Source organism: Janthinobacterium aestuarii (assembly GCF_046113285.1).
Classification (GTDB): Bacteria; Pseudomonadota; Gammaproteobacteria; order Burkholderiales; family Burkholderiaceae_D; genus Janthinobacterium.
In genome coordinates this window covers 4,134,255-4,160,445 of record NZ_CP142524.1, presented here as the reverse complement: position 1 = coordinate 4,160,445, position 26,191 = coordinate 4,134,255, and the positions used below count along the sequence as shown (strand labels likewise).

Annotated in this window: 24 protein-coding genes; 16 read left to right on the top strand and 8 right to left on the bottom strand. The window is 63.1% G+C overall.

The genetic code is table 11. The annotated features are described in order from the left end of the window. Positions 1-148 precede the first annotated feature (148 nt). Positions 149-1,342 (bottom strand): aminotransferase-like domain-containing protein, encoded by a 1,194-nt coding sequence (locus OX462_RS18645; RefSeq protein WP_070288853.1) that lies wholly within the window; start codon positions 1,340-1,342, stop codon positions 149-151. 176 nt (positions 1,343-1,518) lie between these two features. Then, complete coding sequence (locus OX462_RS18640) at positions 1,519-2,433, bottom strand: DMT family transporter (RefSeq protein WP_070312337.1); 915 nt, start codon at positions 2,431-2,433, stop codon at positions 1,519-1,521. 142 nt (positions 2,434-2,575) lie between these two features. Between OX462_RS18640 and OX462_RS18635 the strand changes: the two genes are divergently transcribed. The 4 genes from OX462_RS18635 to OX462_RS18620 all read left to right on the top strand — a co-directional run bounded on the left by OX462_RS18635 (position 2,576) and on the right by OX462_RS18620 (position 6,963). After that, on the top strand, positions 2,576-3,994 hold the full coding sequence (locus OX462_RS18635; RefSeq protein ID WP_070312338.1) for an aminotransferase-like domain-containing protein: 1,419 nt from the start codon (positions 2,576-2,578) through the stop codon (positions 3,992-3,994). An 89-nt stretch (positions 3,995-4,083) separates the two neighbouring features. Continuing rightward, the gene (gene htpG, locus OX462_RS18630; protein WP_070312339.1) at positions 4,084-6,003 is read left to right on the top strand and encodes a molecular chaperone HtpG; all 1,920 of its coding nucleotides are present in this window, start codon (positions 4,084-4,086) and stop codon (positions 6,001-6,003) included. A 160-nt stretch (positions 6,004-6,163) separates the two neighbouring features. Then, a complete protein-coding gene (locus OX462_RS18625) occupies positions 6,164-6,601 on the top strand; it encodes a hypothetical protein (protein WP_409026766.1) in 438 nt (145 codons plus the stop codon). Then, a complete protein-coding gene (locus tag OX462_RS18620) occupies positions 6,598-6,963 on the top strand; it encodes a hypothetical protein (RefSeq protein WP_070312340.1) in 366 nt (121 codons plus the stop codon). Before OX462_RS18625 ends, OX462_RS18620 begins: the two co-directional genes overlap by 4 nt. Here OX462_RS18620 and OX462_RS18615 read toward each other — a convergent pair. Further along, on the bottom strand, positions 6,940-7,671 hold the full coding sequence (locus tag OX462_RS18615; RefSeq protein ID WP_409026765.1) for an alpha/beta fold hydrolase: 732 nt from the start codon (positions 7,669-7,671) through the stop codon (positions 6,940-6,942). The two genes, OX462_RS18620 and OX462_RS18615, sit on opposite strands and share 24 nt — an antisense overlap. Positions 7,672-7,814: 143 nt before the next feature. On the opposite strand from OX462_RS18615, the gene OX462_RS18610 reads away from it, so the two are divergent. Then, positions 7,815-8,852, top strand: coding sequence for a hypothetical protein (locus OX462_RS18610; RefSeq protein ID WP_070288860.1), 1,038 nt, complete (start codon positions 7,815-7,817; stop codon positions 8,850-8,852). A gap of 14 nt (positions 8,853-8,866) precedes the next feature. Here the strand turns inward: OX462_RS18610 and OX462_RS18605 are convergent, their stop codons facing one another. From OX462_RS18605 to kynU, 5 genes are all read right to left on the bottom strand, one after another. Continuing rightward, a complete protein-coding gene (locus OX462_RS18605; RefSeq protein WP_409026764.1) occupies positions 8,867-9,892 on the bottom strand; it encodes a hypothetical protein in 1,026 nt (341 codons plus the stop codon). Between the two features lie 2 nt (positions 9,893-9,894). Further along, positions 9,895-12,000, bottom strand: a complete 2,106-nt coding sequence (locus OX462_RS18600; RefSeq protein WP_409026763.1) for a hypothetical protein — start codon at positions 11,998-12,000, stop codon at positions 9,895-9,897. A gap of 69 nt (positions 12,001-12,069) precedes the next feature. Further along, positions 12,070-12,615 (bottom strand): RBBP9/YdeN family alpha/beta hydrolase, encoded by a 546-nt coding sequence (locus OX462_RS18595; RefSeq protein WP_070219811.1) that lies wholly within the window; start codon positions 12,613-12,615, stop codon positions 12,070-12,072. A 14-nt stretch (positions 12,616-12,629) separates the two neighbouring features. Then, positions 12,630-13,517 (bottom strand): tryptophan 2,3-dioxygenase, encoded by an 888-nt coding sequence (gene kynA, locus OX462_RS18590; protein ID WP_409026762.1) that lies wholly within the window; start codon positions 13,515-13,517, stop codon positions 12,630-12,632. Between the two features lie 8 nt (positions 13,518-13,525). Continuing rightward, the gene (gene kynU, locus OX462_RS18585; RefSeq protein ID WP_070288879.1) at positions 13,526-14,776 is read right to left on the bottom strand and encodes a kynureninase; all 1,251 of its coding nucleotides are present in this window, start codon (positions 14,774-14,776) and stop codon (positions 13,526-13,528) included. A 606-nt stretch (positions 14,777-15,382) separates the two neighbouring features. Here kynU and flhD point away from each other — a divergent pair. The 11 genes from flhD (at position 15,383) to OX462_RS18530 (ending at position 26,187) form a co-directional block, all read left to right on the top strand. Beyond that, a complete protein-coding gene (flhD, locus tag OX462_RS18580) occupies positions 15,383-15,700 on the top strand; it encodes a flagellar transcriptional regulator FlhD (RefSeq protein WP_010396649.1) in 318 nt (105 codons plus the stop codon). Between the two features lie 109 nt (positions 15,701-15,809). After that, positions 15,810-16,370 carry a flagellar transcriptional regulator FlhC gene (gene flhC, locus OX462_RS18575; RefSeq protein ID WP_070219809.1) on the top strand — a complete coding sequence of 187 codons (561 nt, stop codon included), beginning with the start codon at positions 15,810-15,812 and terminating at the stop codon, positions 16,368-16,370. Positions 16,371-16,475: 105 nt separating this feature from the next. Further along, positions 16,476-17,237: an SAM-dependent methyltransferase gene (locus OX462_RS18570; protein WP_409026761.1), complete on the top strand. Its 762-nt coding sequence runs from the start codon at positions 16,476-16,478 to the stop codon at positions 17,235-17,237. A gap of 218 nt (positions 17,238-17,455) precedes the next feature. Beyond that, entirely contained in the window at positions 17,456-18,316 is an 861-nt protein-coding gene (gene motA / locus OX462_RS18565; RefSeq protein ID WP_070219712.1) for a flagellar motor stator protein MotA, read from the top strand. A 58-nt stretch (positions 18,317-18,374) separates the two neighbouring features. Continuing rightward, positions 18,375-19,352, top strand: coding sequence for a flagellar motor protein MotB (motB, locus tag OX462_RS18560; protein WP_046684787.1), 978 nt, complete (start codon positions 18,375-18,377; stop codon positions 19,350-19,352). A 46-nt stretch (positions 19,353-19,398) separates the two neighbouring features. Then, positions 19,399-19,947 (top strand): chemotaxis protein, encoded by a 549-nt coding sequence (locus OX462_RS18555; RefSeq protein WP_070219714.1) that lies wholly within the window; start codon positions 19,399-19,401, stop codon positions 19,945-19,947. A gap of 83 nt (positions 19,948-20,030) precedes the next feature. Continuing rightward, entirely contained in the window at positions 20,031-20,396 is a 366-nt protein-coding gene (locus OX462_RS18550) for a response regulator (protein ID WP_034758362.1), read from the top strand. Positions 20,397-20,439: 43 nt separating this feature from the next. After that, positions 20,440-22,641: a chemotaxis protein CheA gene (cheA, locus tag OX462_RS18545; RefSeq protein WP_070312346.1), complete on the top strand. Its 2,202-nt coding sequence runs from the start codon at positions 20,440-20,442 to the stop codon at positions 22,639-22,641. 30 nt (positions 22,642-22,671) lie between these two features. Beyond that, the gene (locus OX462_RS18540) at positions 22,672-23,178 is read left to right on the top strand and encodes a chemotaxis protein CheW (protein WP_034758356.1); all 507 of its coding nucleotides are present in this window, start codon (positions 22,672-22,674) and stop codon (positions 23,176-23,178) included. Between the two features lie 343 nt (positions 23,179-23,521). Then, on the top strand, positions 23,522-25,243 hold the full coding sequence (locus tag OX462_RS18535) for a methyl-accepting chemotaxis protein (protein WP_409026760.1): 1,722 nt from the start codon (positions 23,522-23,524) through the stop codon (positions 25,241-25,243). A 71-nt stretch (positions 25,244-25,314) separates the two neighbouring features. After that, positions 25,315-26,187, top strand: a complete 873-nt coding sequence (locus OX462_RS18530) for a CheR family methyltransferase (protein ID WP_070219720.1) — start codon at positions 25,315-25,317, stop codon at positions 26,185-26,187. The last annotated feature ends 4 nt before the right edge of the window (positions 26,188-26,191 follow it).

Genomic DNA, 26,191 nt, shown 5'->3' with positions numbered 1-26,191 from the left:
CGTGAAAATATTATTTTTATGCTATCTTTAAAAATAAATAAACGCAGTTGCTATCGTGAAAGCTGTTTTTAAACGGCAAAGATGCGTGCCCGGTCGCGCCGGGGCAGCGGGGGGCACGCCCCGCAGTTGCGGGGCGTGGAGAGTGCGATTACATTTTTGCGGCGATCAGTTTGCCCAGGATGGCGATGCCTTCGCGGATGCGTTCCGGCGGCACCGTCACGAACGACAGGCGCAAGGTGTGCGTGTCCGGCGTGTTGGCGTAGAACGGCGCGCCCGGCACGAAGGCGACCTTGTTGGCGATGGCTTCATCGAGCAGTTTCATCGCATCGATGTGTTTCGGCAGGGTGACCCAGATGAACATGCCGCCTTCCGGCTTCGTCCAGGTGACGCCGGCCGGGAAGTGCTCTTCCAGCGCCGACAGCATGGCCTGGCACTGGTTGCCGTACAGGCTGCGGATGCTGGGGATATGCCGCTCCAGGAAGCCATCCTTGATCACTTCATGCACGACCATCTGCGTCAGCTGCGAGGTGTGCAGGTCGGCCGCCTGCTTGGCCAGTTCCAGGCGGCGTACCAGCGGCATCGGCGCCACCACGTAGCCGAGGCGGATGCCGGGCGTGAGCACTTTCGAAAACGAGCCCATGTAGATGACGCCGTCCGGATTCATGTTGATCATCTTCGGATACGGCTCGCCGCTGTAGCTCAGGGCGCCGTACGGATCATCCTCGATCAGCGGCAGGCCGTGGCGGGCGCAAGTTTCCACCAGTTCCACGCGGCGCGCCACGGACAGGCTGCGGCCCGTCGGGTTCTGGAAGTTCGGCAGCGCGTACAACAGGCGCGCGCCATCGGCGACGGGATCGATCGACGACGGCACCAGGCCTTCGTCATCGGTATCGACGGACACGAATTCGGGACGGTAGACGGAAAACGCCTGCAGGGCGCCCAGGTAGCTGGGGGTTTCCACCAGCACGCGGCTGCCTTCGTCGATCAGGACCTTGCCCAGCAAGTCCAGCGCCTGCTGCGAGCCGGACGTCATCAGCACTTGCTCGGGCAGGATGGTGCTGCCATTGCCGGAGAGCGAGTCGGCGATCCACTGGCGCAGCGGCAGGTAGCCGTCGGTGGGGCCGTATTGCAGGGCCACCTTGCCATTGTTCGACAGGACCTTGTCGAAGGCGGTCTTCATTTCTTCCACGGGGAAGGTGGCGGGCGAGGGCAGGCCGCCGGCAAACGAGATGATCTCGGGACGCTGCGTGATCTTCAGGATTTCGCGGATGAACGAGCTTTGCAGCTGTTCCGCACGTTCGGCAAAGCGCCATTGGATCGGATTCGGATTTTCAATTTTCATACGAGTCTCACAGAAGATGCCGAGCTGCGCCGGCTGGATTTGTTGGCCCGCTTGTGGCGGTGCGTGCGCAAGCGGCGCCGGATAGGCGTCGCCATGGTGCTGCGGTATTGTACGGCTTGCACGCCGCCGTGCCCATGCGCACGCGCAACGGCGTTGCAAATGGGCGTCAGGGAACCTTACTTCAGCTTGCGTCCGATGCCCACGACGGCGATCACGGCGCCGGCAAACAGCAGGCTTTCGCCCGTCAATGGCTCATTCAGCAGCACGGCCGCGCCCACCAGGGAAAGGAAAGGTTGCAGCAGCTGCGTCTGTCCCACGCGCGCCACGCCGCCCAGCGCCATGCCACGGTACCAGAAAAAGAAGCCGATAAACATGGAGAACACGGAGATGTAGGCAAAACCCAGCCAGGCCACGCCGCTGGCCTGCGCCATCAGCGCGCGTTGCGGCCAGGCGTTCCACAGCGTCACGGGCAAGACAAAAGGCACGGCCAGCAGCAGCGCCCAGGAAATCACATGCTGGCCCGGCATCGTCTGCGCCAGGCGCCCGCCTTCGGCATAGCCGAGTGCGGCCAGCAGCACGGCGGCAAAGATCAGCCAGTCAGCCAGGTGGAAGCTGCCGCCGCCCTGGCGCAGCGCGAACGCCACCACCAATAGCGTGCCGAGCAGGGCCATCAGCCAGAACCCTGCGGAAGGGCGCTCCTTGCCGCGCAGCACGGCAAATACGGCAGTGGCCAGCGGCAGGATGCCCACCAGCACGGCGCCGTGCGAGGCGGGCAGGCTGCGCATGGCGATTGACGTCAGCCAGGGAAAGCCCAGCACACAGCCCAGCGACACGAGCGCCAGCGGCAGCCATTGTTCGCGGCGCGGCAACGGCGCGCGCTGGTGCCACAGCCACAGGCCGGCCAGGCCGGCCGCCACCAGGGCGCGGCCCAGGGCGACAAAGGTGGGATCGAGTTCGGCGACGGCCATGCGCGTAAAAGGCAGGGTCAGGCTGAAGAGGGCGACGGCGATGAGGCCCAGCAGCAGGCCTTTGCGGTCGGCGCCGAGGCGGGGAGGATGGCTGATGGGGGCGGTACTGGTAGTCGATGGCATGTTTTTCCTGATACTGGCTGATAGGTGTGCGGGGGTGCGCGGCAGGCGTGGATTAATTTCTGCCGTACTGCTATCCTAGGGTGCAATAGCAATACAGTACAAATACACTTTCACGCATAATTTCACATACTGTCATGGCCATATGAGCAATACACTTCCTTTGCTGTCGCGCGCCTCGGGCGAAACCCTGATCGACCAGATCGCGCGCTCGCTGGCGGCGCGCATCGACGACAAGCTGCTGCGCGGCGGCGCGCGCATGCCTTCGATCCGCCAGTGCGCCGCCAGCCTGGATGTGTCGTGCGCCACGGTGGTGGCCAGCTACGACAAGCTGGTGGCGCGCGGCTATCTGGAATCGCGGCGCGGCGCCGGCTTTTTCGTGCGCGAGCGCTCGCCGCTGAACACGCCGGCGCCGCCCCCCGGCGCGCAGGACGCGGCGGCGCAGCCGATGGATGTCGTTTGGCTGATCCGTAACATGTTCCGCCAGACGCCGGTCATCCCCGCGCCCGGCACCGGCATGCTGCCCGCCGAGTGGCTCGATGGCGACCTGGTGGCGCGCGCCCTGCGCGACGTCAGCCGCCAGCCGGGCAGCCTGCTGCTCGGTTACGGATCGCCGCAGGGTTTTTTGCCGCTGCGCCAGCAGTTGCAGCTGAAACTGGCGGGCCTGGAAATCGCCTGTCCGCCCGAGCAGATCGTCACCACGGTGGGCGTGATGCAGGCGCTGGACCTGGTGGCGCGCGAGTTTGCCCGTCCCGGCGACACCATTTTCGTCGACGATCCCGCGTACTGGCTGATGTTCGGCGCCTTTGCCGCCATGGGCATGCACGTCATCGGCATCCCTCGCCTGGGTGACGGCCCCGATATCGCCGTGCTGGCCGAGCTGGCGGCCCTGCACCGTCCCAAGCTGTACGTGATCAATTCGGTGCTGCACAACCCCAGCTCGACGTCGCTGTCGGCGGCCAAGGCGTTCCAGGTGCTGCGCCTGGCCGAACAGCACGATTTCCTCGTCGTCGAAGACGATATCTATTGCGACATGCATCCCGGCGGCGAGGTGCAGCCGGCCACCCGCCTGGCCGCGCTGGACCAGCTGCGCCGCGTGATTTACCTGGGCGGCTTTTCCAAGAGCCTGTCGGCCAACCTGCGCGTGGGCTTCATCGCCACCTCGCCGGAATGGGCGCAGCGCCTGGCCGACCGCAAGATGCTCGCCACCCTGACCACCAGCGACATCGGCGAGCGCGTGGTGTATAAAATCCTCTCGCAGGGTCTGTACCGCAAGCATGCCGAGCGCCTGCGCGCGCGGCTCGACAAGGTGCGCGAGGGCACGTACGGCCGCGCCGAGCGGGCCGGCCTGCGTTTCGATCCCGCGCCGGCCGGCATGTTCATCTGGGCCGATGCGGGCTGCGACACGAATGTGCTGGCCGAAAAGGCGCTGGCCGAAGGCCTGGTGCTGGGGCCGGGCAGCCTGTTTTCGCCGCGCCAGCTGCCGTCGACCCGCATGCGCCTGAACCTGGCCACGGTGCAGGACGAGCGCGTCTGGGATTTTTTCGGCCGCGCACTGGGCTAAAACTGCACATTTGCCGAGGGCTCTTGAAATCGCTTGTACCATCCCCAACTCCGTAGAATCCGTCCCATCCACAAGACTATGAGGTAAAAATGGCTGTCTCCGAAAAGCAAACCCTGGGTTTTCAGACCGAAGTGAAGCAAATGCTGCACCTGATGATCCATTCCCTGTACTCGAACAAGGAAATCTTCCTGCGCGAATTGATCTCGAACGCGTCCGACGCGGCCGACAAATTGCGCTTCGAAGCGATCGATAACGACGCCCTGTACGGCAACGATCACGAATTGAAGATCAAGGTCAGCTTCGACAAGGATGCGCGCACCATCACCATTTCCGACAACGGCATCGGCATGACCCGCGACGAGGCGATCTCGCACCTGGGCACCATCGCCAAGTCGGGCACCAAGGAATTCTTCGGCAAGCTGTCGGGCGACCAGCAGCAGGACGCGGCCCTGATCGGCCAGTTCGGCGTGGGCTTCTATTCCGGCTTCATCGTCGCCGACAAGATCACCGTCGAAACGCGCCGCGCCGGCGTGGACGCTTCCGAAGGCGTGCGCTGGGAGTCGGCGGGCGAAGGCGATTACAGCATCGAGTCGATCGACAAGCCGTCGCGCGGCACGGACATCATCCTGCACCTGCGCGAAGGCGAGGACGAATTGCTGTCGAGCTGGAAGATCAAGTCCATCATCCGCAAATACTCGGACCATATCTCGCTGCCGATCGTGATGCAGAAGGAAGAGTGGGACGACGAGAAAAAAGAAACCGTCCTGAAAGACGAATTCGAAACCGTCAACCAGGCCAGCGCCCTGTGGGCCCGCAACAAGGCCGACATCACGCCGGAACAGTACGACGAATTCTACAAGCACGTGTCGCACGACTTCCAGTCGCCGCTGACGCACACGCACAACCGCGTGGAAGGCCGCAGCGAGTACACGCAGCTGCTGTACATCCCGGCCAAGGCGCCGTTCGACATGTGGGACCGCAACAAGCGCGGCGGCATCAAGCTGTACGTCAAGCGCGTCTTCATCATGGACGATGCCGAACAGCTGATGCCGACCTACCTGCGTTTCGTGCGCGGGGTGATCGACTCTGCCGACCTGCCGCTGAACGTATCGCGTGAAATCCTGCAGGAGTCGCGCGACGTCAAGGTCATCCGCGAAGGCTCGACCAAGCGCGTGCTGGGCATGCTGGAAGAACTGGCGAACGCGGACGAGCAAGAGAAGAAGGACAAGTACGCCATCTTCTGGAAGGAATTCGGCCAGGTGCTGAAGGAAGGCATCGGCGAAGACGCGGCCAACAAGGAGCGCCTGGCCAAGCTGCTGCGCTTTGCCTCGACGGCCAACGACAGCGACGAGCAAGTCACTTCGTTCGCCGACTACGTGGCGCGCATGAAGGAAGGCCAGGACAAGATCTATTACGTCACGGCCGACAACTACGCCGCCGCCAAGAACAGCCCGCACCTGGAAATCTTCCGCAAGAAGGGCGTCGAAGTGCTGCTGCTGACGGACCGCGTCGATGAATGGATGCTGTCCTTCCTGCAGGATTTCGAAGGCAAGGAACTGGTCTCCGTCGCCAAGGGCGGCCTGGACCTGGGCGCGCTGGAAGACGAGGCGGAAAAGAAAGAGCACGAAGAAACGGAAACCTCGTACGCCGACCTGGTGGGCAAGATGAAGACCGTGCTGGCCGACAAGGCCAAGGACGTGCGCGTGACGTTCCGTCTGACCGATTCGCCAGCCTGCCTGGTGGCCGATGAAAATGAATTGTCGGGCAACCTGCTGCGCATGCTGAAGGCGGCAGGTCAGAGCGCGCCGGAATCGAAGCCGATTCTGGAAATCAACCCGAACCACCCGCTGGTGACACGTCTGAAATACGAGGACGCGGAAGGCGGCAAGTTCGGCGACTGGGCCAACATCCTGTTCGACCAGGCCATGCTGGCCGAAGGCGGTTCGCTGGCCGATCCGGCCAGTTTCGTCAAGCGCCTGAACGAGTTGCTGCTCAATACGGCGAAGTAAACGCCACCGCTGCGTAGGTCGGATTAGCGGGGCCGCCGAGGCCAAGCGTAATCCGACAGCCGCAGCGGCGACTGATGCAACGAAGCCGGTCCTTTCGTCATGAAAGGGCCGGCTTTTTTTATGCTACAGTGCGCGATTATTTTATTTTATGGAAATAGCAATGGCGTATTGCCCGGCATGTGACAGTTCCAATATTCAACGTCTCTCCATGGTGCATGCCTCCGGCATTTCCGGCACCTCTACCCATATCCCGGGCAGGATCGATGGTGATTTCATCCACGGTCATGCGCATACGCGCAGCCAGACCTTGTTGTCGCGCCAGGCCGCCGGGCCGACGATGCAGACCCACCAGAAAGTGGGGCTGATCGTGTTGGGCGTGATCATTTTTGTCATCGCCGCCGTCATCTTTTACCAGGCTGGCGCAAATGGCCTGTTCTGGATCTTCGTAGCAGGGGGTGTCGTCTCCGTCGCCTTGTCGCAAACGTCCTTCGTCGCCAATTGGGACAAGGAGGCCGCCGCCTTGCAGGATAAATATGCGCGTACCTTCATGTGCCATGCCTGCGGCCACCGCTTCATTCCTGTACTGAAGCAACCGTGAAAATCCGCCTGATGGCCGGCTTGGGCGCGCACGCGCTGGGCTGCCTGCTGTTTATTGTGTTGAGCTGGCTGGGGTTTTATTTGTACACGCAGCTGTTCGGCAGCCTCGGCTCGCGCGGCGTGGCGGGCGGCCTGGCCCTGCTGCTCGTGTTTTATGTGTATGCGGGCACGAATCTGCTGCTGGCGCTGCTGCCGCCCGGCAGGTGGAAGCCTGCGCTGTGCGGCTTGCTGGGCGCGGCCGTGCTCGCGTATCTGCTGCCGCAGCATCCGCTGCGGGCCATCTACTTCAGCGTGCTGGCGGGCGGCTTGAGCTGGCTGGCCGTGCTGGCCAGCGCGCGTTTAAGCGGATATTTGCGCGGCTGACAGGCCAGCGATAAAGGTGGCGACGGCGACGGCGGCCGCTTCCGGCGCCGCCTGCAGCAGCATGTGCGGCGCGGCGATGTCGACCAGCTGCGCGCCCGCTGCCTGCCGCAGTATCTGCACGGCGTTCGCCGGCGGCACCAGGCGGTCATGGCGGGCGCGCAGATACAGCACGGGCAGGCTGCCGCGCGCGAAGCTACGCGAGGCGTCGATTTCCAGCACGGCGCGCAGGCGCTGGCGCAGCACGCTGGGCGGCACTTGCGCGAGTGCCGCCGCCAGTTCCGCCTGCAGGGCCGGCGTCGCATACGGCGCCAGCAGCGCCTGGCGCAGGGCGAAGCCGGGCAGGGTGCCAAAGGGCACCAGGCCGAGCAGGTGGCGCAGGGGCGCGAGCATCGGGCGCGGATTGCGCACGAACGAACAGCACAGGATCAGGGCTTGCATGCCGGGCGGCGGATCGGCGCGCAAAGCTGACCCCAGCGGTCCCGAAAACGATTCGGCCAGCACGATGAAAGGGCGGTCCTGCGGCAAGCGCGCGCGCACGAATGCTTCCAGCGCCGCGTAATCGAGCGGCGCGGCCGGGTAGGCGATGGCCTGGGTGTCGATGGTGCTCTGCGCGCGCAAGGCGGCGTCAAAACGGTGGAAGAGCCGGGCCGTGCCATCCATGCCGGGCAGGAGGACAAGCAGTGTCGAGGCGTGGATAGTTGTCGTCATTGCTGCCATCATAACAGCCGCACCGGCGCACCTGCCGTCCGCCTGCCGCACGGCATGGGGACTGGCGCCATGCTAGAATCGCCGGCGCGCCATGTGTGGCCAGTGGCCACTGGTAGCGGCAAAATCCCCCGACAGACAGAATCATGCATATCATCTTTTCGAATTACCGCACCCTGGGCGGCGCCTTGCTGGCGGCGGCCTGCCTCCTTTCCCAGCCTGCCCGCGCCACGGCGGCGCCCTTGGCACCGGCCGGGAAAAGCCTGTCGTCCCTGCTGGCCGGCGGTCCCTTGCCGCGCCTGAGCGAAGACTCGCAAGTGCGCGCGGCCCTGTTCGATTTCTTCGGTTACGCGCGCGGCAGCTACACGGAAAACGATGAATTGCTGCTGGCGCAGGCGCTCGAAGCGATCAGCGAAAAGCGCGACGCCACGCGCGCCGTGCTGGCCGATGGCCGCCAGTTGCTGGCGTCGATGAACGACCGCAAGCAGGGCCGCGAACGGGGCGCCATGCTGCTTGACAAGCGCGGCGTCATCATCGCCTTTGGCCTGGTGAACGGACATTGCCGCCTGGAGGGGCAGCCGCTGGCGAAAGTCTGCAATCCCGATCCGAATGCCGTGCTGACGGTATTCCACCGCAAGGGCATGCTGGTCGGGGATGCTGCACCCCTGCTGGCCTGGGCCCGGCAATTGCCGCCCATGCTGGCGCTGATCGCGGGCGACAAGGAAGCGGGCGCCGATGGGCAGAAGATCGCCAGCGTCGAATACGTGCTGGCGCAGCCGGCCCTGCCGGGCTGGAACCGCGCCCAGCTGCCGCCCGCGTATCCGCCGGCGCTGCTGCCGCTGCTGCTCGATAAATCCACGGTGCTGACGTCGGCCGGCGCCGGCGTGTTTGCCTATCCGCTTACGCTCAAGGGCAAGAAGCAGAACAATGTGCTGGACCATGCGGAAGGCCGCCCGCCGCGCGACCTGGAAGTGGCGCTGCGCAGCTATGCCAGTTTCGACACGGTGGTCGAGCGCTACCGCCAGCTGGCCAAGGGCGCCAGGCTGCAGCGCAACGAGCGCACGGCCTACCTCGATGGCGACATGGGGCAGGGCAGCTACCGCGTCTACATCCGCAATACGGGCGCGGACGGCGTGATGATCGACGTGGCGCTGTGGCAGCGCAGGCTGGCGGCCAGCCGCTGATTTCAGCGTCGCTTTTAATAATAGGGCGCTGAGGTGTAGCCTAGCTCCGCCAGCTGCGCGGCGATGGCGTCGTCGCGTGTTTTCCTGCCGGTGCGCAGGCGCGCATGCGTCAGGGATGCGGGCAAGCCATGCGCCAGCAACGCGTCGATGTCGAGCATGGTCCCGGATGCCGACAACTGGCGCAGGGCGGGCAGGATAGCCAGGCCGGGCAGGCTGTCGAGCGTCTTGCAGGTGTGCAAGTTCAGGCGTTCGAGCACGGAATTGGCCCCCAGCGCGATCTGCCGCAGCTTGATCTGGTCTTCCACCCATAGCGCCTGCAACAGCGGGAAACGGCCGATATCGCCCAGCGTTTCCAGCCCGCGCACGCGTATCACTTCCAGTTTTCTCAGCAGCGGCGCCTCGATGTGTGCGAGCGATTCGCGGCCGCCCAGTTGCAACAGTAGCCTGTCCAGGCGGCTCATCTCCGAGATGAAATCCAGCGGCACGGTGTTCTTGATGCGGTACAGCGACAGGTCATGCAGCGCCGGCAGGCTGGCCAGGGTCTCGATATGCTGGCTGTGGCCTTCGATGACGAGGCTGGCCAGGTGCGCATACTGGCGCAGGGGCGCCAGGTCGATATTGTTCCTGGCCGATTCGCCCAGGTTCAGGTATTCGAGGGCGCGCAAATTGTCCAGTTGCAGGATGTCGCCTTGCGCCAGCTCGTACACGCCCAGGCTCAGACGCTTCAGGTGCCGCAGTTCGCCCAGCGCTTCCAGATGGATGGCTTGCCGGTGGCAATCGATGGACAGGCTGGCCACATGCGGCAGCGCGCGCAGGATGCGGGCATCGAACACCCTCGGGTCGTAGCCGTAGATGCGGATGGTCAGCGCCGTGCCGCAAGTGGCGGCCAGGGCGTCGAGGTCGGCCAGCAGCGGCGCTGGCTCGGCCAGGGTATTGAACTGCACCAGCACCTCTTGGCCGCCCGCGATAGCGGCGCGGATCGCCCCGGCATCGATGCGCTCGGGATTCTGGATGCGCTGCGGCTGTCTTGCTTGCGTCATCGTCACAGTCCTATCGGGTAGTCGACTTTCCTGGGAGGAGGGCAGCCTTCCGGTCCCGGGAACGTCTGCTTGCCCGTGTCGTCGTAGCGCTTGCCGCACTCGACGAGCACGCGCTTGCGGAAGGTGTAGATGCTGGCCACCTTGCCGTTCGGGTGGTAGCAGATATTGTCGCCATCGCGGTCGGTAGAAGCGTAGCTGATCATGGTCTGGCCGTTGACCGTGCGCGTGCTGTGGCCGCTGCGCGGCTCCGTGCATTTGAGCTGGCCGCTTTCATAGTATGCGTTGACGACGGAGGTGTCGGCGGCGCGGTCGACCAGCAGTTCATCCTTGCGCTTGCCGTTCGGGTAGTTCGAATAGCCTTCCTGGCGCTGGCCGTACTGGAAGGCATAGTAGTACTGCGGCTTGCCGTCCGGGTAGTACATGTGGTGGTACTCGCACACGTCGTCGCGCGTGCTGCCATACTCCTTGAAGGTGCAGCGGTGGATGTCGTTGAGCAGCTGGCCGTCTTCATAGTATTCGCGCAGGTGCGTGAGCAGCCTGCCCTGGTCGATGACGGCCAGGCGTTCCGGCTTGCCGTTCGGGTAGTAGCGCGCATCGAGGCCCTGCTTCTTGCCGTTGTCCCACAAGGTGTCGAGGCGCAGGATCTTGCCGCTGTCGTCGAACGCCTGTTCGCGCCCGTCCAGCTGGCCGTTGCGGTAGGTGGCCGTGTAGACCACGTATTCCTTGCCGGCCGGACCCAGGTAGCGCGTGCGGCTGCCATCGAGCACGCCGGCCTGGTAATGGTCGCGCACGCGCAGCGCGCCTTGCGCATCCGTGTCGATGGCTTCGCCCTGTTTTTTGCCTTTCACGAAAGTGACGCTTTGCGTGACACCGTCCTTGAGCTTGAGCTTCCACGGCCCGTCGCGCAAGCCGTCGATAAAGCTGCCGTCGCCGTCTTCCGTGATCCACGCGCCGTGGCGCGCGCCGTTGACGTAGTTGCCGCGCGTGCGCACTTTGCCGCCCATGCGGCGTTCGTGCGGGCCGTTCAGCTGGCCGTCCGCGTAGGTATCGAAGCCCGTCACTTCCTCTTCATCGGCATAGTTGACGACCGTCCAGCGGCCTTCGCGCTTGCCGGCCCGGTACATCCCGCTCTCGCTCTGTTTGGGATAAGTGAAGTACCACATGCCTTTCTGCAGCCCGTTGACGAAATGGCCTTTTTCGCTGCCTTCGTGCATGCCTTCGCGCACCCACAGTCCCTGGCGCTTGCCCTTCGCGTACTGGCCCCGCTCCACCACCGAGCCGTCGTCCCAGGCCAGGCTGTAGATGACGGACGGACCGTCTTCGCTGCCCGTGAACTGCTGCGGCGCCGTCTCCCACGTCACTTGCCACAGGCGGTAATTGGGCAGGATGCCGGCGCCGGCGTCGCTGTACAGCGTGTAGCTGGCGGTGAGAAAACGCTCGCCTTTTTTCAGGAAGGTTTTCTTGTAGGTGATGGCATCCTTGCCGCCGGGCGCCACGGGCTTGCCGTCATCGCTGTAGTAGCCGACGATCGTGCCTTGCGTATGGTCGATGGCGTCGAAGTCCGCATTGCCGCTCTTGCCGCGCGCGACGCTGTAGTCCATCGGCGCCAGCTTGGCCAGCGCGGCCTTGACCTGGCCCGCGTTGGGAGCGGCGCTTTGCGCCACGATGCGGTTCAGGGCCGGCTGCAAGCCGTCGAGGCGCCGGTACTTGCCGGAGCTGCGGTGGTAGCGGTAGGCGCGCAGGCCGTTCTTGCCGTCCTGGCGGAACAGCACCAGCATGGTTTGCACGCTGGTGTCCGATTCCTTGTCCAGCGATGCATAAAAGACGGAGCGGATGACGGCGTTGCCGAACTGGTCGAGCAGGAAGGTTTTCGAAGCGCTGTTCGTGCACTCGCAGTAATAGCCGTTGACGCCCTCTTTTTCCTTGAGAAAAGCGATGTCGAGGCCGCTGTCCTGCGATGCCGTGATGGCGGGATGGGCGAGGGTCTTGCCTTCGTAGAAGGGCGCGCCGTGGGCGAGGGCGGAGCAAAGCAGCAAGGGCAGGAGGACTGGCAAGAGCGGACGTTTCATCGTGAGGCTGGCGCCGGGGCGCCGCAATGGAAAGGCCACGATTCTGCCTGCGTTCTTACTTGTGGGCAAATGCGGGCGCGTCTATCGTGCGCGCGTGCGTGCCCCGGTTCAGGGCTGGTGCGCGGCGCAGAAGTCCAGCAGCAGCTGTTCGCCGTCCGGCCAGGGGCCGTAGCCGGCGTCGCCATTGATATGGCCGGCGTCGCCGATCATGGTGAAGTCGCTGCCCCAGGCGGCGGCAAACGCGCGCGCCCGCGCGAAGCTGACGTAGGGATCATCGCCGCTGGCCACTACCAGGCTGGGAAAAGGCAAGGCTTGCAGCGGCATGGGAGAGAACCCCGTGGTGCCGGACGGGTAGGACGGCGCTTCCACATCGCTGGGGGCGACGAGGAAGGCGCCGGCGATCCTGTGCGGCGAGCCGCTGGCCGCCCAATGGGCCACCAGCGTGCAGGCCAGGCTGTGCGCGGCCAGCACGGGCGCCCGCTCGCAGGCGGCGATGGCGCGGTCGAGCTCCGCCACCCATTCGTCCTTGTCCGGCGTCTGCCATTCCCGGTGCGGCACGCGCGACCATTGCGGGTGGCGCGCTTCCCAATGGGTTTGCCAATGCTGCGGCCCGGAATTCCACAGGCCGGCCAGGGTCAGGACGAGAGGCGACATCGAGGCTCCTTAAGTTATAACTCAGTGCGCAGGGCGAATAGTTCCGGGAACAATACCACGTCGAGCATCTTGCGCAAATAGCTCACGCCCGCCGTGCCGCCCGTGCCCGTCTTGAAGCCGATGATGCGCTCGACCGTCGTCACGTGGCGGAAGCGCCAGAAGCGGAAGGCCGTTTCCAGGTCGACCAGCTTTTCGGCCAGTTCGTACAGGGCCCAGTGTTTCGACGGGTCGCGGTAGACTTCCAGCCACGCCGCCTTGACCGAGGCGTCGGAGGTGGTGGGAAGGGTCCAGTCGGCGTCCAGGCGCTCGGGAGCGATATGCAAGCCGCTGCGCGCCAGCAGCTTGATGGCTTCGTCGTAGACGGACGGCGTGCGCAGGGCGGCGTCGAGCACCGTGTAGGTATCGGGCGCCGTCGTGTGCACGTTGAGCAGGGCGGCGTTCTTGTTCCCCAAAATGAATTCGATTTCGCGGTACTGGAAGGACTGGAAGCCGGACGAGGCGCCCAGGTAGGGCCGGATCGCCGTGTATTCGGGCGGCGTCATGGTGGCCAGCACGTCCCAGGCATGGACCAGCTGGTCCATGATGCGCGCCACGCGGGCCAGCATTTTAAACGCGGGCGCCAGGTCGCCGCTTTGCAGGTTGGCGCGCACGGCGTGCATTTCGTGCAGCATCAGCTTCATCCACAATTCGCTGGTCTGGTGCTGCACGATGAACAGCATTTCGTTGTGGTTCGGCGACAGCGGATGCTGGGCCGTCAGGATGCGGTCCAGCGCCAGATAGTTACCGTAGCTCATCGATTCGCTGAAATCCATCTGCGCGCCATGCCACTGCGCATCCTGACCGCCGGCATGCATGGGGCAGCCGCTGGTGTTTTCCTTGTTCATATTCTTGTCGTCGCTCATGGGATGGTTCAGGTGACGGCATCGCGCTTGGCGGCGATGTCGTAGGATTGGGTGTCGAGGATGTCGCGCAGGATTTCCACTGCGTCCCACACGTCGGCAAAGCTCGTGTACAGGGGCGTGAAGCCGAAGCGCATGATGGCCGGCTCGCGGTAGTCGCCGATTACGCCGCGCGCGATCAGCGCCTGCATCACGGCATAGCCGTGCGGGTGCGTGAAGCTGACCTGGCTGCCGCGCCGTGCATGCTCGCGCGGCGTGACGAGGCCCAGCGGATGGCTGGCGCAGCGCTGTTCCACCAGCGCGATGAACACATCCGTCAGGGCCAGCGACTTGCGGCGGATGGCTTCCATGCTCGTTTGCGCAAAGATATCGAGGCCGCATTCGACGAGTGCCAGCGAGACAATCGGCTGCGTGCCGCACAAGGCGCGCGCGATGCCGTCGGCCGGCGTGTAGCCCGGGTCCATGGCAAACGGCGTGGCGTGGCCCCACCAGCCGGACAAGGGCTGGCGGAAGCGCGCCTGGTGTTTTGCCGGCACCCAGATGAAGGCGGGCGAGCCGGGGCCGCCGTTCAGGTATTTATAGGTGCAGCCGACGGCCAGGTCGGCGCCGGCGCCGTTCAGGTCCAGCGGCACAGCGCCGGCCGAATGGGCCAGGTCCCACAGCGCCAGCGCGCCTTGCGCGTGGCAATGGCTGCTGATGGCGGCCATGTCGTGCTGGTAGCCGGTGCGGTAATTGACGTGCGTGAGCATGGCGACGGCGCAATCGGCATCGATGGCTTGCCCCAGTTCATCCGGACTGTCGACCAGGCGCAGCTGGTAGCCGCGGTCGAGCCAGGCGGCCAGGCCTTGCGCCATGTACAGGTCGGTGGGGAAGTTGCTGCGTTCGCTGACGATGATACGCCGCGCGGCCTGCGCGGGGTCGCTGGCCTGCATCTGCAGGGCGGCGGCCAGGGCCTTGAACAAGTTGACGGAGGTGGTATCGGTGATCACCACTTCGCCAGTCTGCGCGCCGAGCAGCGGGGCCAGGCGGTCGCCCAGGCGCTTGGGCAGGTCGAACCAGCCGGCCGTATTCCAGCTGCGGATCAGGTCCGTGCCCCATTCGGCCGTGATGACGTGCTGGGCGCGGGCCAGCGCCGCTTTCGGCCGCGCGCCCAGGGAATTGCCGTCGAGGTAAATCACGCCTTGCGGCAAGTCGAATTGCTGGCGCAGGGGCGCCAGGGGATCGTCGAGGTCGCGCGCGCTGCAGTCATGTCGAGAAATCATGGTGGCTTTCATGTTGATACTTGTCTCAATGGCGCAATATTGTTTGAAGCTTAAAGTATTGTGCGGGAGCAGGCAGTGTAGCAAATCCGCGCCGGAAAGCGGAATTTCCACCCTGGCTGCAGCGTGAAAAGAGCCTGCCTGCGGGGCGTCAACGAAAAAAATCACGATTTTTAAAAATATTTTCAAATCACCCTAAAGTTTCGCCAGACGCCGCCGTCAACGATTACATGAACGGCGTCAAACCGGCCAAAAAAGAATGCGGGTCTTTGAAATATTTTTCGAAAAAGCCCTAAAGTTCCTGCCAAGGCGGCCGTTATCTAGGTAGACAGGCTTGATTCCGATCAAGTTGTTGTAAAAAAGTGATATTTTTTACAGGCCCAAAGTCGGGTAAACCCGCCGCAGAGCCAACCTCCCACATCCGCGCCGTTGCTGGCGTGCGACCATGATCGAGCAGTGTTTGTCAGACAAACACCTACGATCCCATCCGCTATTGCCCGACCAAAAATACAGCGCTGCGCCTCTGTTGCATTTAATGTTGCTCCTGCAGAATGTATCTCACTGGCAACACACAACGCCAGCTGAATTCAACGGATTGAGGAGATGGAAATGACTGCTAACGACATGATGGCTGAGATTCGCGACGCTAACCTGAGCTACCTGATGCTGGCCCAGCAAATGATTCGTGCGGACAAGGTAACGGCCATCTTCCGTTTGGGCATCGCCGCCGACATCGCCGAACTGATCGAAGGCATGAGCAATGCGCAGATCCTCAAGCTCGCTGGCGGCAACATGATGCTGGCCCGCTTCCGCTTCGACGACAGCGCCATCCTGGGCATGCTGACGAACTACAATAAAGACCGCTCGCTGGCCCAGTCGCACGCTGCCATCCTCATGGCCGGCCAAGGCGTCGAAGAAATCGCTTAAGGTTGCCATCAAACGTCCATGGCGGCGTTGCATTGCCCTGAACATTTTGCCGGCAGCCTTATCAGTCAGTATCAGTTAGTCAGTATCAGTCAGTCGCGGAGTACACAGCATGGCCAAGAAAAGTGTCGTATCGGAAGCGCAGGAAATCCAGCTGGCCATCGAATTGATACAGCTGGGCGCACGCCTGCAACTGCTGGAGACGGAAGTCTCGCTGTCGCGCGAGCGCCTGCTGAATCTGTACAAGGAATTGAAGGGCGTCTCGCCGCCCAAGGGCATGCTGCCGTTTTCCACCGACTGGTTCCTCACCTGGCAACCGAATATCCATTCCTCGCTGTTCATCAACATCCATAAATTCCTCGTCGACCACGCGGGTGCCACGGGCATCGAAGCCGTGATGAAGGCGTATAAGCTGTATCTGGAACAGATGCCGCCCGAAGCGGGCGAAGAGCCCCTGCTGTCGCTGACGCGGGCCTGGACCCTGGTGCGCTTTTTCAGCAGCAAGATGCTGGACATGGCGCCCTGCGGCAAGTGCGGCGGCAAGTTTGTCGTCAATTGCCTCGACCTGAACGCCGATTATGTGTGCGGCCTGTGCCACATGCCTTCGCGCGCCGGCAAGACCAAGAAGGCGCGCGATGAAGCGGCCGCTGTTGCGCCGGGCGCGGTTGTCTGAGCCCTGCATAAGACAGTAAATAAGCCGGAGCCGGTCGCCTGACCGCACTCCGGCTTTTTCATGTCGTCATCGCTTACACTGGCGTTTTCCTTCTCTGACTACCCCATGCTGCAACAAATCCTGCGCGCGCCCGCACTCAAGGCCATCCTGATCCAGGTGCTGGCCTTTCCCTTGATGTTGCTATTGGTATATGGCCTGGCGCGCGCGGGCGCGGCCATGTCGCTGCCGGCCGTGGCGCTGGTGCAGGGCGTGCTGGCGGCGCTTATTACCTGGCGCGCGGGCCTGGCCCGCTGGTGGTGCGCCATCGGCCTGCTGTTTGCGCCCGCCTTGCTGGGCGCCAGCCTGCTCGACTGGCCTCCGGCCGTGTTCCTGGCGGCCTTTGTTTTCCTGTTGAGCCTGTACTGGTCCACGTTCCGCACGCAAGTGCCGTTTTATCCGTCGGGGCCGAAGGTGTGGCAGGCCGTGGCCGAGCTGATCGCGGACCGTCCCGGCGTGCGCCTGATCGATATCGGCAGCGGCCTGGGCGGCCTGGTGCTGGACCTGGCGCGGCGCCGGCCCGACGGGCAGTTTTCCGGCATCGAGCTGGCGCCGCTGCCCTGGCTGGCCAGCCGCTTGCGCGCGCGGCTGGCGGGCAGCCGCGCGCGCTTCCTGCGCGGCGATTACGAAGCACTCGACTTCGGCCGCTACGATGCCGTGTTTGCCTACCTGTCGCCGGCGGCGATGGCGGCCCTGTGGAATAAGGCGGAAAAGGAAATGTTGCCCGGTAGCATGCTTCTTAGTTACGAATTCCGGATTGCGGCACGCGAGCCCGATAAGACCATCGCCGCCACAGAGGGTGGTCCTTTGCTTTACATATGGTGCTTTTAAGCAATTGTCTGCGTTATTTGCTTGCCCGTGGGGCAATCTCACGTTATTGTAGTTCCACACGGCATTTTCTCGGATTTGCATTGAAAAGCAGCACATTTCAATTAACTTCCGGTTGCTTTTTTGCCGCAGTCTTTACCGTCGGCGCAGCCGCCAAAAGACAGGAACAGGTTTGAACATGCCGCGCATACAGCCGCGGCCATTATTGGGAGTCAGGGCACTTGTTAGTCATAATCGGATACATCATCGTCTGCGCCTCGGTCTTTGGCGGCTTCGCAATGGCCGGCGGCCATCTGGCGGCGCTGTTCCAGCCGCTGGAGTTGCTGATGATCGGCGGCGCCGCCCTGGGCGCCTTCCTTGTTGGTAACAATAACAAGGCCATCAAGGCAACGATCGCCGCCTTGCCCAGCCTGTTCAAGGGATCGCGCTATACCAAAGACCTGTACATGGAACTGATGTCGCTGTTGTTTGAAGTGCTCAGCAAGGTGCGCAAGGAAGGCTTGATGTCGATCGAAGGCGATATCGACAAGCCGGAAGAGAGCCCGCTGTTTTCCAAGTATCCGGCGGTGCTGGCCGACCACCACATCGTCGAATTCATGACCGATTACCTGCGCCTGATGGTATCGGGCAATATGGATGCCTTCCAGATTGAAAACCTGATGGACAACGAAATCGAGACGCACCATCACGAAGGCGCCGTGCCGGCCCACGTGATCGCCAAGGTGGGCGACGGCTTGCCCGCGTTCGGTATCGTCGCCGCCGTGATGGGCGTGGTGCACACGATGGAGTCGGTGGGCATACCGCCGGCCGAGCTGGGCATGCTGATCGCGCACGCGCTGGTCGGCACCTTCCTCGGCATCTTGCTGGCCTATGGTTTCGTCGGTCCGCTGGCCAGCCTGCTGGAGCAGAAGCTGGAAGAGTCGAGCAAGATGTTCCAGTGCGTGAAAGTGACGCTGCTGGCCAGCCTGAACGGCTATGCGCCGGCGCTGGCCGTGGAGTTCGGCCGCAAGGTGCTGTTCTCGACCGAGCGCCCGACGTTCAATGAGCTGGAAGACCACATCAAGAAATCGAAAACGAAGTAAGCAGTGAATATACGCCTGGACACCATGAGTCATTTGCAGCACACGGAAGGGGGACGCCATGGCCGATGAAGGCATGCGCCCGATTATCGTCAAACGTATCAAGAAGACGGCTGGCGGACACCATGGCGGGGCGTGGAAAATCGCCTACGCCGACTTTGTCACGGCCATGATGGCCTTCTTCCTGCTGATGTGGCTGCTCGGCTCCACCTCGAAGGGCGACTTGAACGGCATTTCCGAATTCTTCAAGACGCCGTTGAAAGTGGCCATGGCCGGGGGCTCCGGCAGCGGCGAAAGCAATTCCGTGATCCAGGGCGGCGGCCAGGACCTGTCGCGCCAGGATGGGCAGGTGCGCAAGGCGCAGGAAGAGCAGCAGCGCAAATCGTTCGACCTCAATTCCGCCAAGGCGGCGCTCGAACGCGAGGAAGGCAAGCGCCTGCAGGCGCTCAAGGCGCGCATCGAAGCGACCATCGACGCCAATCCCCTGCTGAAAAAATACAAGAACCAGCTGCTGCTCGATATTACCAGCGAAGGCTTGCGCATCCAGATCGTCGACGAGCAGAACCGTCCGATGTTTGCGCTCGCCAATGCGAACCTGCAACCGTACACCAAGGAAATCCTGCACGCCATCGGCTCCGTGCTCAATGAAGTGCCGAACCGCATCGGCCTGTCCGGCCATACGGATTCGACGCCCTATATGAGCGATGCAGGCTACAGCAACTGGGAATTGTCGGCCGACCGCGCGAATGCGTCGCGGCGCGAACTGGTGATCGGCGGCATGAAGGAAGAAAAAGTCTTGCGCGTGGTGGGACTGGGCTCGGCCGCCCACCTGGACAAGCTCGATCCCTTCAATCCGATCAACCGGCGCATCAGTATCATCGTCATGAACAAGCGCACGGAAGAAAATGTCTTGCGCGATGGTTCGGCGATCGAGCTGCCGGTGACCGATGCCGCTTCCGCCGCTGTCGCTTCAGGGCTGGCTGCCGGTGCGCCGCCCGCGGCGGCGCCAGTCCCGGCCCCGGCAGCGGCGAAAAAATAACACGCAAGGCTGTCGACGCGTGGTGTATTGAAACAATGAGACCTTTATGACAAGAAAGAAAATACTTGGCTCGCATGTAAAACGCCTGCTGTCTGGCGTGTCGGACCATGGCCGCAAGCACTTGACGGAGGTGGAAACCGACCTGGTGCAGACCGGCATCTTGCTGGAAGAGGCGATCGAGAAGCTGTCCTTCAATTTCATGGCGATACACGCAGCCGTCGCTGCGCAGCAAGACACTATCGCGCTGCTGCTCGACGGCGGTATTCCGGCCGAGCAGCAGCGCGAAAAACTGCTGGCGTTGCAGGATGAGGTGGGGGGCTATGTGAATGCCGCCATCACCAGCATGCAGTTCCAGGACATGACCAGCCAGCTGATCGAGCGCACCCTGAAGCGCGTGACGGGCTTGCGCGAGTTCCTCGGGACCCTGGGCGAGCATGGCGCGGAGATGTTGCCGGAGAGCGACAATGAAGAAATTGTCGCCTTGCTGGGTCGGGTCAGCATGGCGCTGGCGATTCAAAGCCTGGAGTTGCGCAGCGTGCTGCGCAAGGCTGTCAGTCAACAGCATTTGGAAAGCGGCGACATCGAGCTGTTCTAGCATGCCAGTGCGGAGCGCTTGTGGTCGCATGGATTGATTAATCAAATACTCGGGCAGGATGCCCGGAATAAGTGGGAGCAAAGATGGCCAAAACGATACTTGCAGTGGACGATTCCAGCTCATTGCGCCAGATGGTGGCGTTCAGCCTGAAAGCCGCCGGTTACCAGGTGGTGGAGGCCGTGGACGGCCAGGACGGACTGGAAAAAGCCAAGCTGCAAACCGTAGACCTGGTATTGACGGACCAGAACATGCCGCGCATGGATGGCCTGGAACTGATCAAGCTGCTGCGTGAATTGCCGACCTACCAGAAGGTGCCCATCCTGATGCTGACGACGGAGTCGTCGGACGAGATGAAATCGAAAGGCCGTGCCGCCGGCGCCAATGGCTGGCTGGTCAAGCCGTTCGATCCGCAACGCCTGATCGAAGTGGTCAAGAAGGTGATCGGCTGATGCCAGCCGCGCAGCGCAATGATGCAATTGACGGAGTCACCCTATGACCATCGATATTAGCCAGTTTTTTCAGGTCTTTTTCGATGAGGCCGAAGAACTGCTGGCTGAAAAAGAACGGCTGCTGCTGGCCGTTGATATTGCGGCGCCCGACGCCGAAGATCTGAATGCCATTTTCCGCACCGCCCACTCGATCAAGGGCGGCGCATCGACGTTCGGCCTCTCCGACATGAGCGAGGTGACGCACATCCTCGAGTCGCTGCTCGACCGCATCCGCCAGGGCCAGATGGCCCTGACGGCGGAACACGTCGACGCCTTTTTGGCGGCCAAGGACATCCTCAAGATGCAGCTCGACGGCCATCGCCTGGGCAGCGCCGTCGACCAGGATGCCGTGGCCAACGTGCGCATGATGCTGCAGTCGTTCTCGCAGGACGTGCCCGTGGCCGCGCTCACGCCCGTCGCGCCGGCCTTCCACACGGCGGAAAAGGCCGCCGTCAGCCATGCCGGCGGCCACCGCATCCGCCTGGAACTGCCGGCCATGGAGCCGCGCGAAGTCGATGCGCTGGCGGCCGAACTGGGCTTGCTGGGCGACGTCGCCGTATCGAGCCTGCCCGACGCGCGCAAGGTGCTGGAAGTGACGACGCATGAAAGCCTGGACGACATCCTGGCCATCTGTTCGTTCGTGCTCAATCCCGACGACATGGTGATCACGCAGGCGCCGCCACTGGCGCCAGGCGAGGCCGAAGCGGCCCGCGCGGCGCAGGAAAAGGCGCAAGGCTACGGTTTCTTCGACCCGCTGCCAGGCACTCCTGGCGCGCCGGGCGCGGCCGATCCCGGTTACGGCTTCTTCCAGCCGATCGAGGATATCCGCGCCGCCGCCGGCGTGCAGAGCGACGCCGAACAGGGTTACGGATTCTTCCAGCCCCTCGAACAGATTCGCGCAGACGCGGCCAAGGCGGGCAACGCCAGCGCTGCCGCCGCGCCGGCCGCGGCGAGCGCCGTGGCCGAAGCGGAGCAGGAAAAGAAACCGGCCAAGAAAGAGGGCGACAAGGCCGGCGCCGAATCGTCGTCGATCCGCGTCTCGATCGAAAAAGTCGACCAGCTGATCAACCTGGTGGGCGAACTGGTGATCACGCAGGCGATGATCGAGCAGCGCGCCAGCGCGCTCGATCCGATGCTGCATGAAAAACTGCTCGACAGCGTCAGCCACCTGACGCGCAACACGCGCGACTTGCAGGAAGCGGTGATGTCGATCCGCATGATGCCGATGGATTTCGTCTTCTCGCGCTTCCCGCGCATGGTGCGCGACCTGGCGACGAAACTGGGCAAGAAGGTCGACTTCATCACGAATGGCGCCGCCACGGAACTGGACAAGGGCCTCATCGAGCGCATCGTCGATCCGCTCACGCACCTGGTGCGCAACAGTATCGACCATGGCGTGGAAATGCCGGCCGCCCGCGTGGCCGCCGGCAAGACCGAGGCGGGACGTCTGTTCCTCTCGGCCAGCCACCAGGGCGGCAACATCATCATCGAGGTATCCGATGACGGCGCGGGATTGAACCGCGAGCGCATCCTGGCCAAGGCTGCGCAGCAGGGCCTGGACGTGTCCGAGTCGATGAGCGACGCCGACGTGTGGCAGCTGATTTTCGCACCCGGCTTTTCCACCGCCGAAGCGGTCACCGACGTGTCGGGCCGCGGCGTGGGCATGGATGTCGTCAAGCGCAATATCAGCGCCATGGGCGGCGTCGTCGACATCCGTTCGGCCAAGGGTTTCGGCACGACGATTTCCATTTCGCTGCCGCTGACCCTGGCCATCCTGGACGGCATGTCGATCCGCGTTGGCGACGAGGTGTATATTTTACCGCTGGGCTTTGTCATCGAATCGCTGCAGCCAGCCGTTGAGGACATCAAGGACATCAGCGGCAAGGGGCAGGTGGTGAAAGTGCGCGGCGAATATCTGCCCTTGATTCCGCTGTACCAGATGTTCGACATCGCGCCGCGCTTTACCAGTCCCTCGGAAGGCATCTGCGTGATCCTCGAGACGGAAGGACGCAAGGCGGCCCTGTTTGTCGACGACCTGGTGGGGCAGCAGCAGGTCGTGGTGAAAAACCTCGAATCGAATTACCGCAAGGTGGTGGGCATTTCCGGCGCCACCATCCTGGGTGATGGCGGCGTGTCGCTGATTCTCGATGTCGCCGCCCTCATCCGTTCCTCTCGCCAGCTGGCCGACGAGTCCATTTTTTCGTAATACCGATAGATAAAGATAGGAAAACGCACCATGTCAGATACTCAACAAACATCCGGAAGCAATGCGGGCGACGGCAAGGACATCGCCGGCCGTGAATTCCTGGCCTTCACCCTGGGCTCCGAAGAGTACGGCATCGATATCCTGAAGGTCCAGGAGATTCGTGGTTACGAAGCGGTCACCCGCATCGCCAACGCGCCTGAATTCATCAAGGGCGTGATCAACCTGCGCGGCATCATCATCCCGGTGGTCGACATGCGCATCAAGTTCAACCTGGGCACGCCCGTGTACGACCAGTTCACGGTGGTGATCATCCTGAACATCGGCGGCCGTATCGTCGGCATGGTGGTCGACAGCGTTTCCGACGTCACCACCCTGACGCCGGAGCAGGTCAAGCCGGCGCCGGAAATGGGCACAGCCTTCTCGACCGACTACATGATCGGCCTGGGCACCATCGACGAGCGCATGCTGATCCTGGTCGACATCGACAAACTGATGTCGAGCAGCGAGATGGGCCTGATCGACAAGCTGGCGGCCTAAGCGGCAGCAAGGCGGCGCCCGGTGCGCCGCCGTTTTAGAACGCAAAGAATCACTACAGATATGCATGTACCGGCGCGGGAAAGTAATCCTCGGGAAATTATTGTGAATTTATGACGAACAGAACCGGATGCTGTGCAAGGCGCCCGCAGCGACGCAGTGCGAGCACTACTAGCTGCGGGCAACACCGCACAGCGCCGGTTATGGAAGTCAGAAATCATAATAATTTATTGGGGGTTACTTGCCAGAGGCGCGCCGGCAGGCTGCAAGGTCCGACAGAGACCCGGCCACAACACGGCGCCGTCCGGTTGAACGGGCGCCGTTCACATAAATATTGGAGACTGTAATGAGTTTGCGCGATTTCAAGATAGGCACCCGGCTGGGGATAGGTTTCGGCAGCATTCTCGCCATCCTGGTGGTGGTGATCGTTTCGGCGAATGCACTGAATTACCGTAACAAGGCCCAGCTGCTCACGGGGCTGGAGCTGGCAAGCGAAAAGAATACGCAGGCGTCGCAGATGAAAAGCGCGATGCTGGAAACCGGTATCGCCATGCGCAATATCGGCCTGCAGGGCGATGTGAGCCTGATGCAGGCGGAAGAGGGCAAGGTGCGCGAGCAGCGCAAGCTGTACGACGGCGCCCGCGGCAAGCTGGCCACCTTGGGCCTGTCCGATGGCGAGAAGGCGCTGCTGGCCAATATCGCCAAGATCGACGGCGAAGTCGATGCCGCCTTCAAGGAAGCGATGGGACAGGTGCTGGCGTTTAACAGCGAGGGCGCGGCGAAGGTGATCGCCACCCGCATCGATCCCTTGAACAAGACGACCCTGGCCGATATCAACAAGCTGCTCGACTTGCAGCACGTGGCGCAGCAAAGCTTCATGGACGACTCGCTGGCGGCCGATGCGCGCCTGATGATGGTACTGTTCATCCTGGGCGGCGCGGCCGTGGCGATCGGCGCCTGGTGCGCCATCTTCATCACGCGCTCGATCACGGTGCCATTGTCCGGCGCAGTGGCCGTGGCGCAGAAGGTGGCGGCCGGCGAGCTGACCTCGCGCGTGGTGGTCGAAGGCAAGGATGAAACGAGCGCGCTGCAGCAGGCGCTCAAGGACATGAACGAGAGCCTGGTGCAGACGGTCAGCGACGTGCGCACCGGGACGGACACCATCACCGTGGCGTCGCGCGAGATCGCCAGCGGTAATGCGGACCTGTCGGCGCGCACGGAAACGCAGGCCAGTTCGCTCGAAGAGACGGCGTCGTCGATGGAAGAGCTGACGTCGACCGTGAAGCAGAACGCGGACAACGCGCGCCAGGCCAACCAGCTGGCAGTGTCGGCGTCGTCGGTGGCGGAGCAGGGCGGCAAGGTGGTGTCGCAAGTGGTCGACACCATGGGTTCCATCAAGGACAGTTCGCGCAAGATCGTCGACATCATCGGCGTCATCGACGGCATTGCGTTCCAGACGAATATCCTGGCGCTGAATGCGGCCGTCGAAGCGGCGCGCGCAGGCGAGCAGGGACGCGGTTTTGCGGTGGTGGCGTCGGAAGTGCGTAATCTGGCCCAACGATCGGCCGGCGCGGCGAAGGAAATCAAGGGCTTGATCGGCGACTCGGTCGACAAGGTCGATGCCGGCAGCCGTCTGGTGGACGAGGCGGGGCAGACCATGGGTCTGATCGTCACGTCGATCCGGCAGGTGGCCGACATCATGGGCGAGATCACGGCGGCGACGCAGGAGCAGAGCCACGGCATCGAGGAAGTGAACCAGGCCATCGCGCAGATGGACCAGATGACGCAGCAAAATGCGGCGCTGGTCGAGGAAGCGGCGGCGGCCGCCGAAAGCATGCAGGACCAGGCGCAGAAACTGGCCGACGCCGTCAGCATCTTCAAGCTGGACGGCGAGAGCGCGGCGCACGCAGCCATGCCCGCGTCCGCGCCCGTGGTCAAGGCGGCGGCACGGCCGGCACCGGGTGTGGCGGCAACTGCACGGCGGGTGGCAACGGCGGCGCAGGCCGGCACGCCACCGCCCGCGAAAAAGCTGGCGGCGGCCGGCGGCGACGATTGGGAAGAGTTCTGACGCCAACCCGGTCCCGCTAGTTATACTTGCAAAGGCATTGGTCAGAGTAGTCATAGAGAGGTAAAAACAAAATGCCGCAAACTAAAACGGATTCGGTCAAGGAATTTGATTTCACTGGCAAGGACTTCGAACGGGTCCGCGCCATGATTTACAAGCGGGCCGGCATCGCGCTGGCCGACAGCAAGCAGGAGATGGTCTACAGCCGCCTGGCCAGGCGGCTGCGCGCGACCGGCATCTCCTCGTTCGTCCGCTACCTGGACGACCTGGAAGCGGGCCGCATGGGCGACGAGTGGGAAGCGTTCACGAATGCGCTGACGACCAACCTGACGTCGTTCTTCCGCGAGGCGCATCACTTCCCGCTGCTGGCCGAGCATGTGAAAAAACTGAGCGGGCCGATCACCATCTGGTGTTCGGCCAGTTCCACCGGCGAGGAGCCGTATTCGATCGCCATGACGGTGTGCGAGGCGTTCAATACGCTCACGCCGCCCGTCACCATCATCGCCACGGACATCGACACGAATGTGCTGGCCACGGCTGCCAATGGCGTCTACAACCTGGACCGGCTCGACAAGATGCCGGCCGACCGTGCGCGGCGCTTTTTCTTGCGCGGCAAGGGCGACCGCGAAGGGCAGGTGCGGGTGCGTCCTGAACTGCGCCAGATGATCACCTTCAAGCCGCTCAACCTGCTGGCCGACGGCTGGCCATTGACGGGCCAGTTCGACGTCATCTTTTGCCGTAACGTGATGATTTATTTTGACAAGGCGACGCAGCGCAAGATCCTCTCGCGCTTTGTGCCGTTGATGAAACCCGATGCCCTGCTGTTCGCGGGCCATTCGGAGAATTTTCTGTACGTGTCGGATTCACTGAAGCTGCGCGGTAAAACAGTCTATGAGCTCGACCAGCCTCGGGGCGCCGCGCCCAAGGCACCGTCGCATCGTACATGAGAGT

Excerpts from the sequence above, each read along its gene's own strand:
- OX462_RS18610 (WP_070288860.1), top strand. The coding sequence starts at position 7,815 with ATGCATATCATCTTTTCGAATTACCGCACCCTGGGCGGCGCCTTGCTG.
- OX462_RS18625 (WP_409026766.1), top strand. The coding sequence starts at position 6,164 with ATGGCGTATTGCCCGGCATGTGACAGTTCCAATATTCAACGTCTCTCC.
- OX462_RS18615 (WP_409026765.1), bottom strand. The coding sequence starts at position 7,671 with ATGACGACAACTATCCACGCCTCGACACTGCTTGTCCTCCTGCCCGGC.
- OX462_RS18530 (WP_070219720.1), top strand. The coding sequence starts at position 25,315 with ATGCCGCAAACTAAAACGGATTCGGTCAAGGAATTTGATTTCACTGGC.
- OX462_RS18570 (WP_409026761.1), top strand. The coding sequence starts at position 16,476 with ATGCTGCAACAAATCCTGCGCGCGCCCGCACTCAAGGCCATCCTGATC.
- OX462_RS18605 (WP_409026764.1), bottom strand. The coding sequence starts at position 9,892 with ATGACGCAAGCAAGACAGCCGCAGCGCATCCAGAATCCCGAGCGCATC.
- OX462_RS18540 (WP_034758356.1), top strand. The coding sequence starts at position 22,672 with ATGTCAGATACTCAACAAACATCCGGAAGCAATGCGGGCGACGGCAAG.
- OX462_RS18535 (WP_409026760.1), top strand. The coding sequence starts at position 23,522 with ATGAGTTTGCGCGATTTCAAGATAGGCACCCGGCTGGGGATAGGTTTC.
- motB (WP_046684787.1), top strand. The coding sequence starts at position 18,375 with ATGGCCGATGAAGGCATGCGCCCGATTATCGTCAAACGTATCAAGAAG.
- OX462_RS18595 (WP_070219811.1), bottom strand. The coding sequence starts at position 12,615 with ATGTCGCCTCTCGTCCTGACCCTGGCCGGCCTGTGGAATTCCGGGCCG.
- kynU (WP_070288879.1), bottom strand. The coding sequence starts at position 14,776 with ATGATTTCTCGACATGACTGCAGCGCGCGCGACCTCGACGATCCCCTG.
- OX462_RS18640 (WP_070312337.1), bottom strand. The coding sequence starts at position 2,433 with ATGCCATCGACTACCAGTACCGCCCCCATCAGCCATCCTCCCCGCCTC.
- flhC (WP_070219809.1), top strand. The coding sequence starts at position 15,810 with ATGGCCAAGAAAAGTGTCGTATCGGAAGCGCAGGAAATCCAGCTGGCC.
- kynA (WP_409026762.1), bottom strand. The coding sequence starts at position 13,517 with ATGAGCGACGACAAGAATATGAACAAGGAAAACACCAGCGGCTGCCCC.
- OX462_RS18555 (WP_070219714.1), top strand. The coding sequence starts at position 19,399 with ATGACAAGAAAGAAAATACTTGGCTCGCATGTAAAACGCCTGCTGTCT.
- flhD (WP_010396649.1), top strand. The coding sequence starts at position 15,383 with ATGACTGCTAACGACATGATGGCTGAGATTCGCGACGCTAACCTGAGC.
- OX462_RS18635 (WP_070312338.1), top strand. The coding sequence starts at position 2,576 with ATGAGCAATACACTTCCTTTGCTGTCGCGCGCCTCGGGCGAAACCCTG.
- htpG (WP_070312339.1), top strand. The coding sequence starts at position 4,084 with ATGGCTGTCTCCGAAAAGCAAACCCTGGGTTTTCAGACCGAAGTGAAG.
- OX462_RS18550 (WP_034758362.1), top strand. The coding sequence starts at position 20,031 with ATGGCCAAAACGATACTTGCAGTGGACGATTCCAGCTCATTGCGCCAG.
- cheA (WP_070312346.1), top strand. The coding sequence starts at position 20,440 with ATGACCATCGATATTAGCCAGTTTTTTCAGGTCTTTTTCGATGAGGCC.
- OX462_RS18645 (WP_070288853.1), bottom strand. The coding sequence starts at position 1,342 with ATGAAAATTGAAAATCCGAATCCGATCCAATGGCGCTTTGCCGAACGT.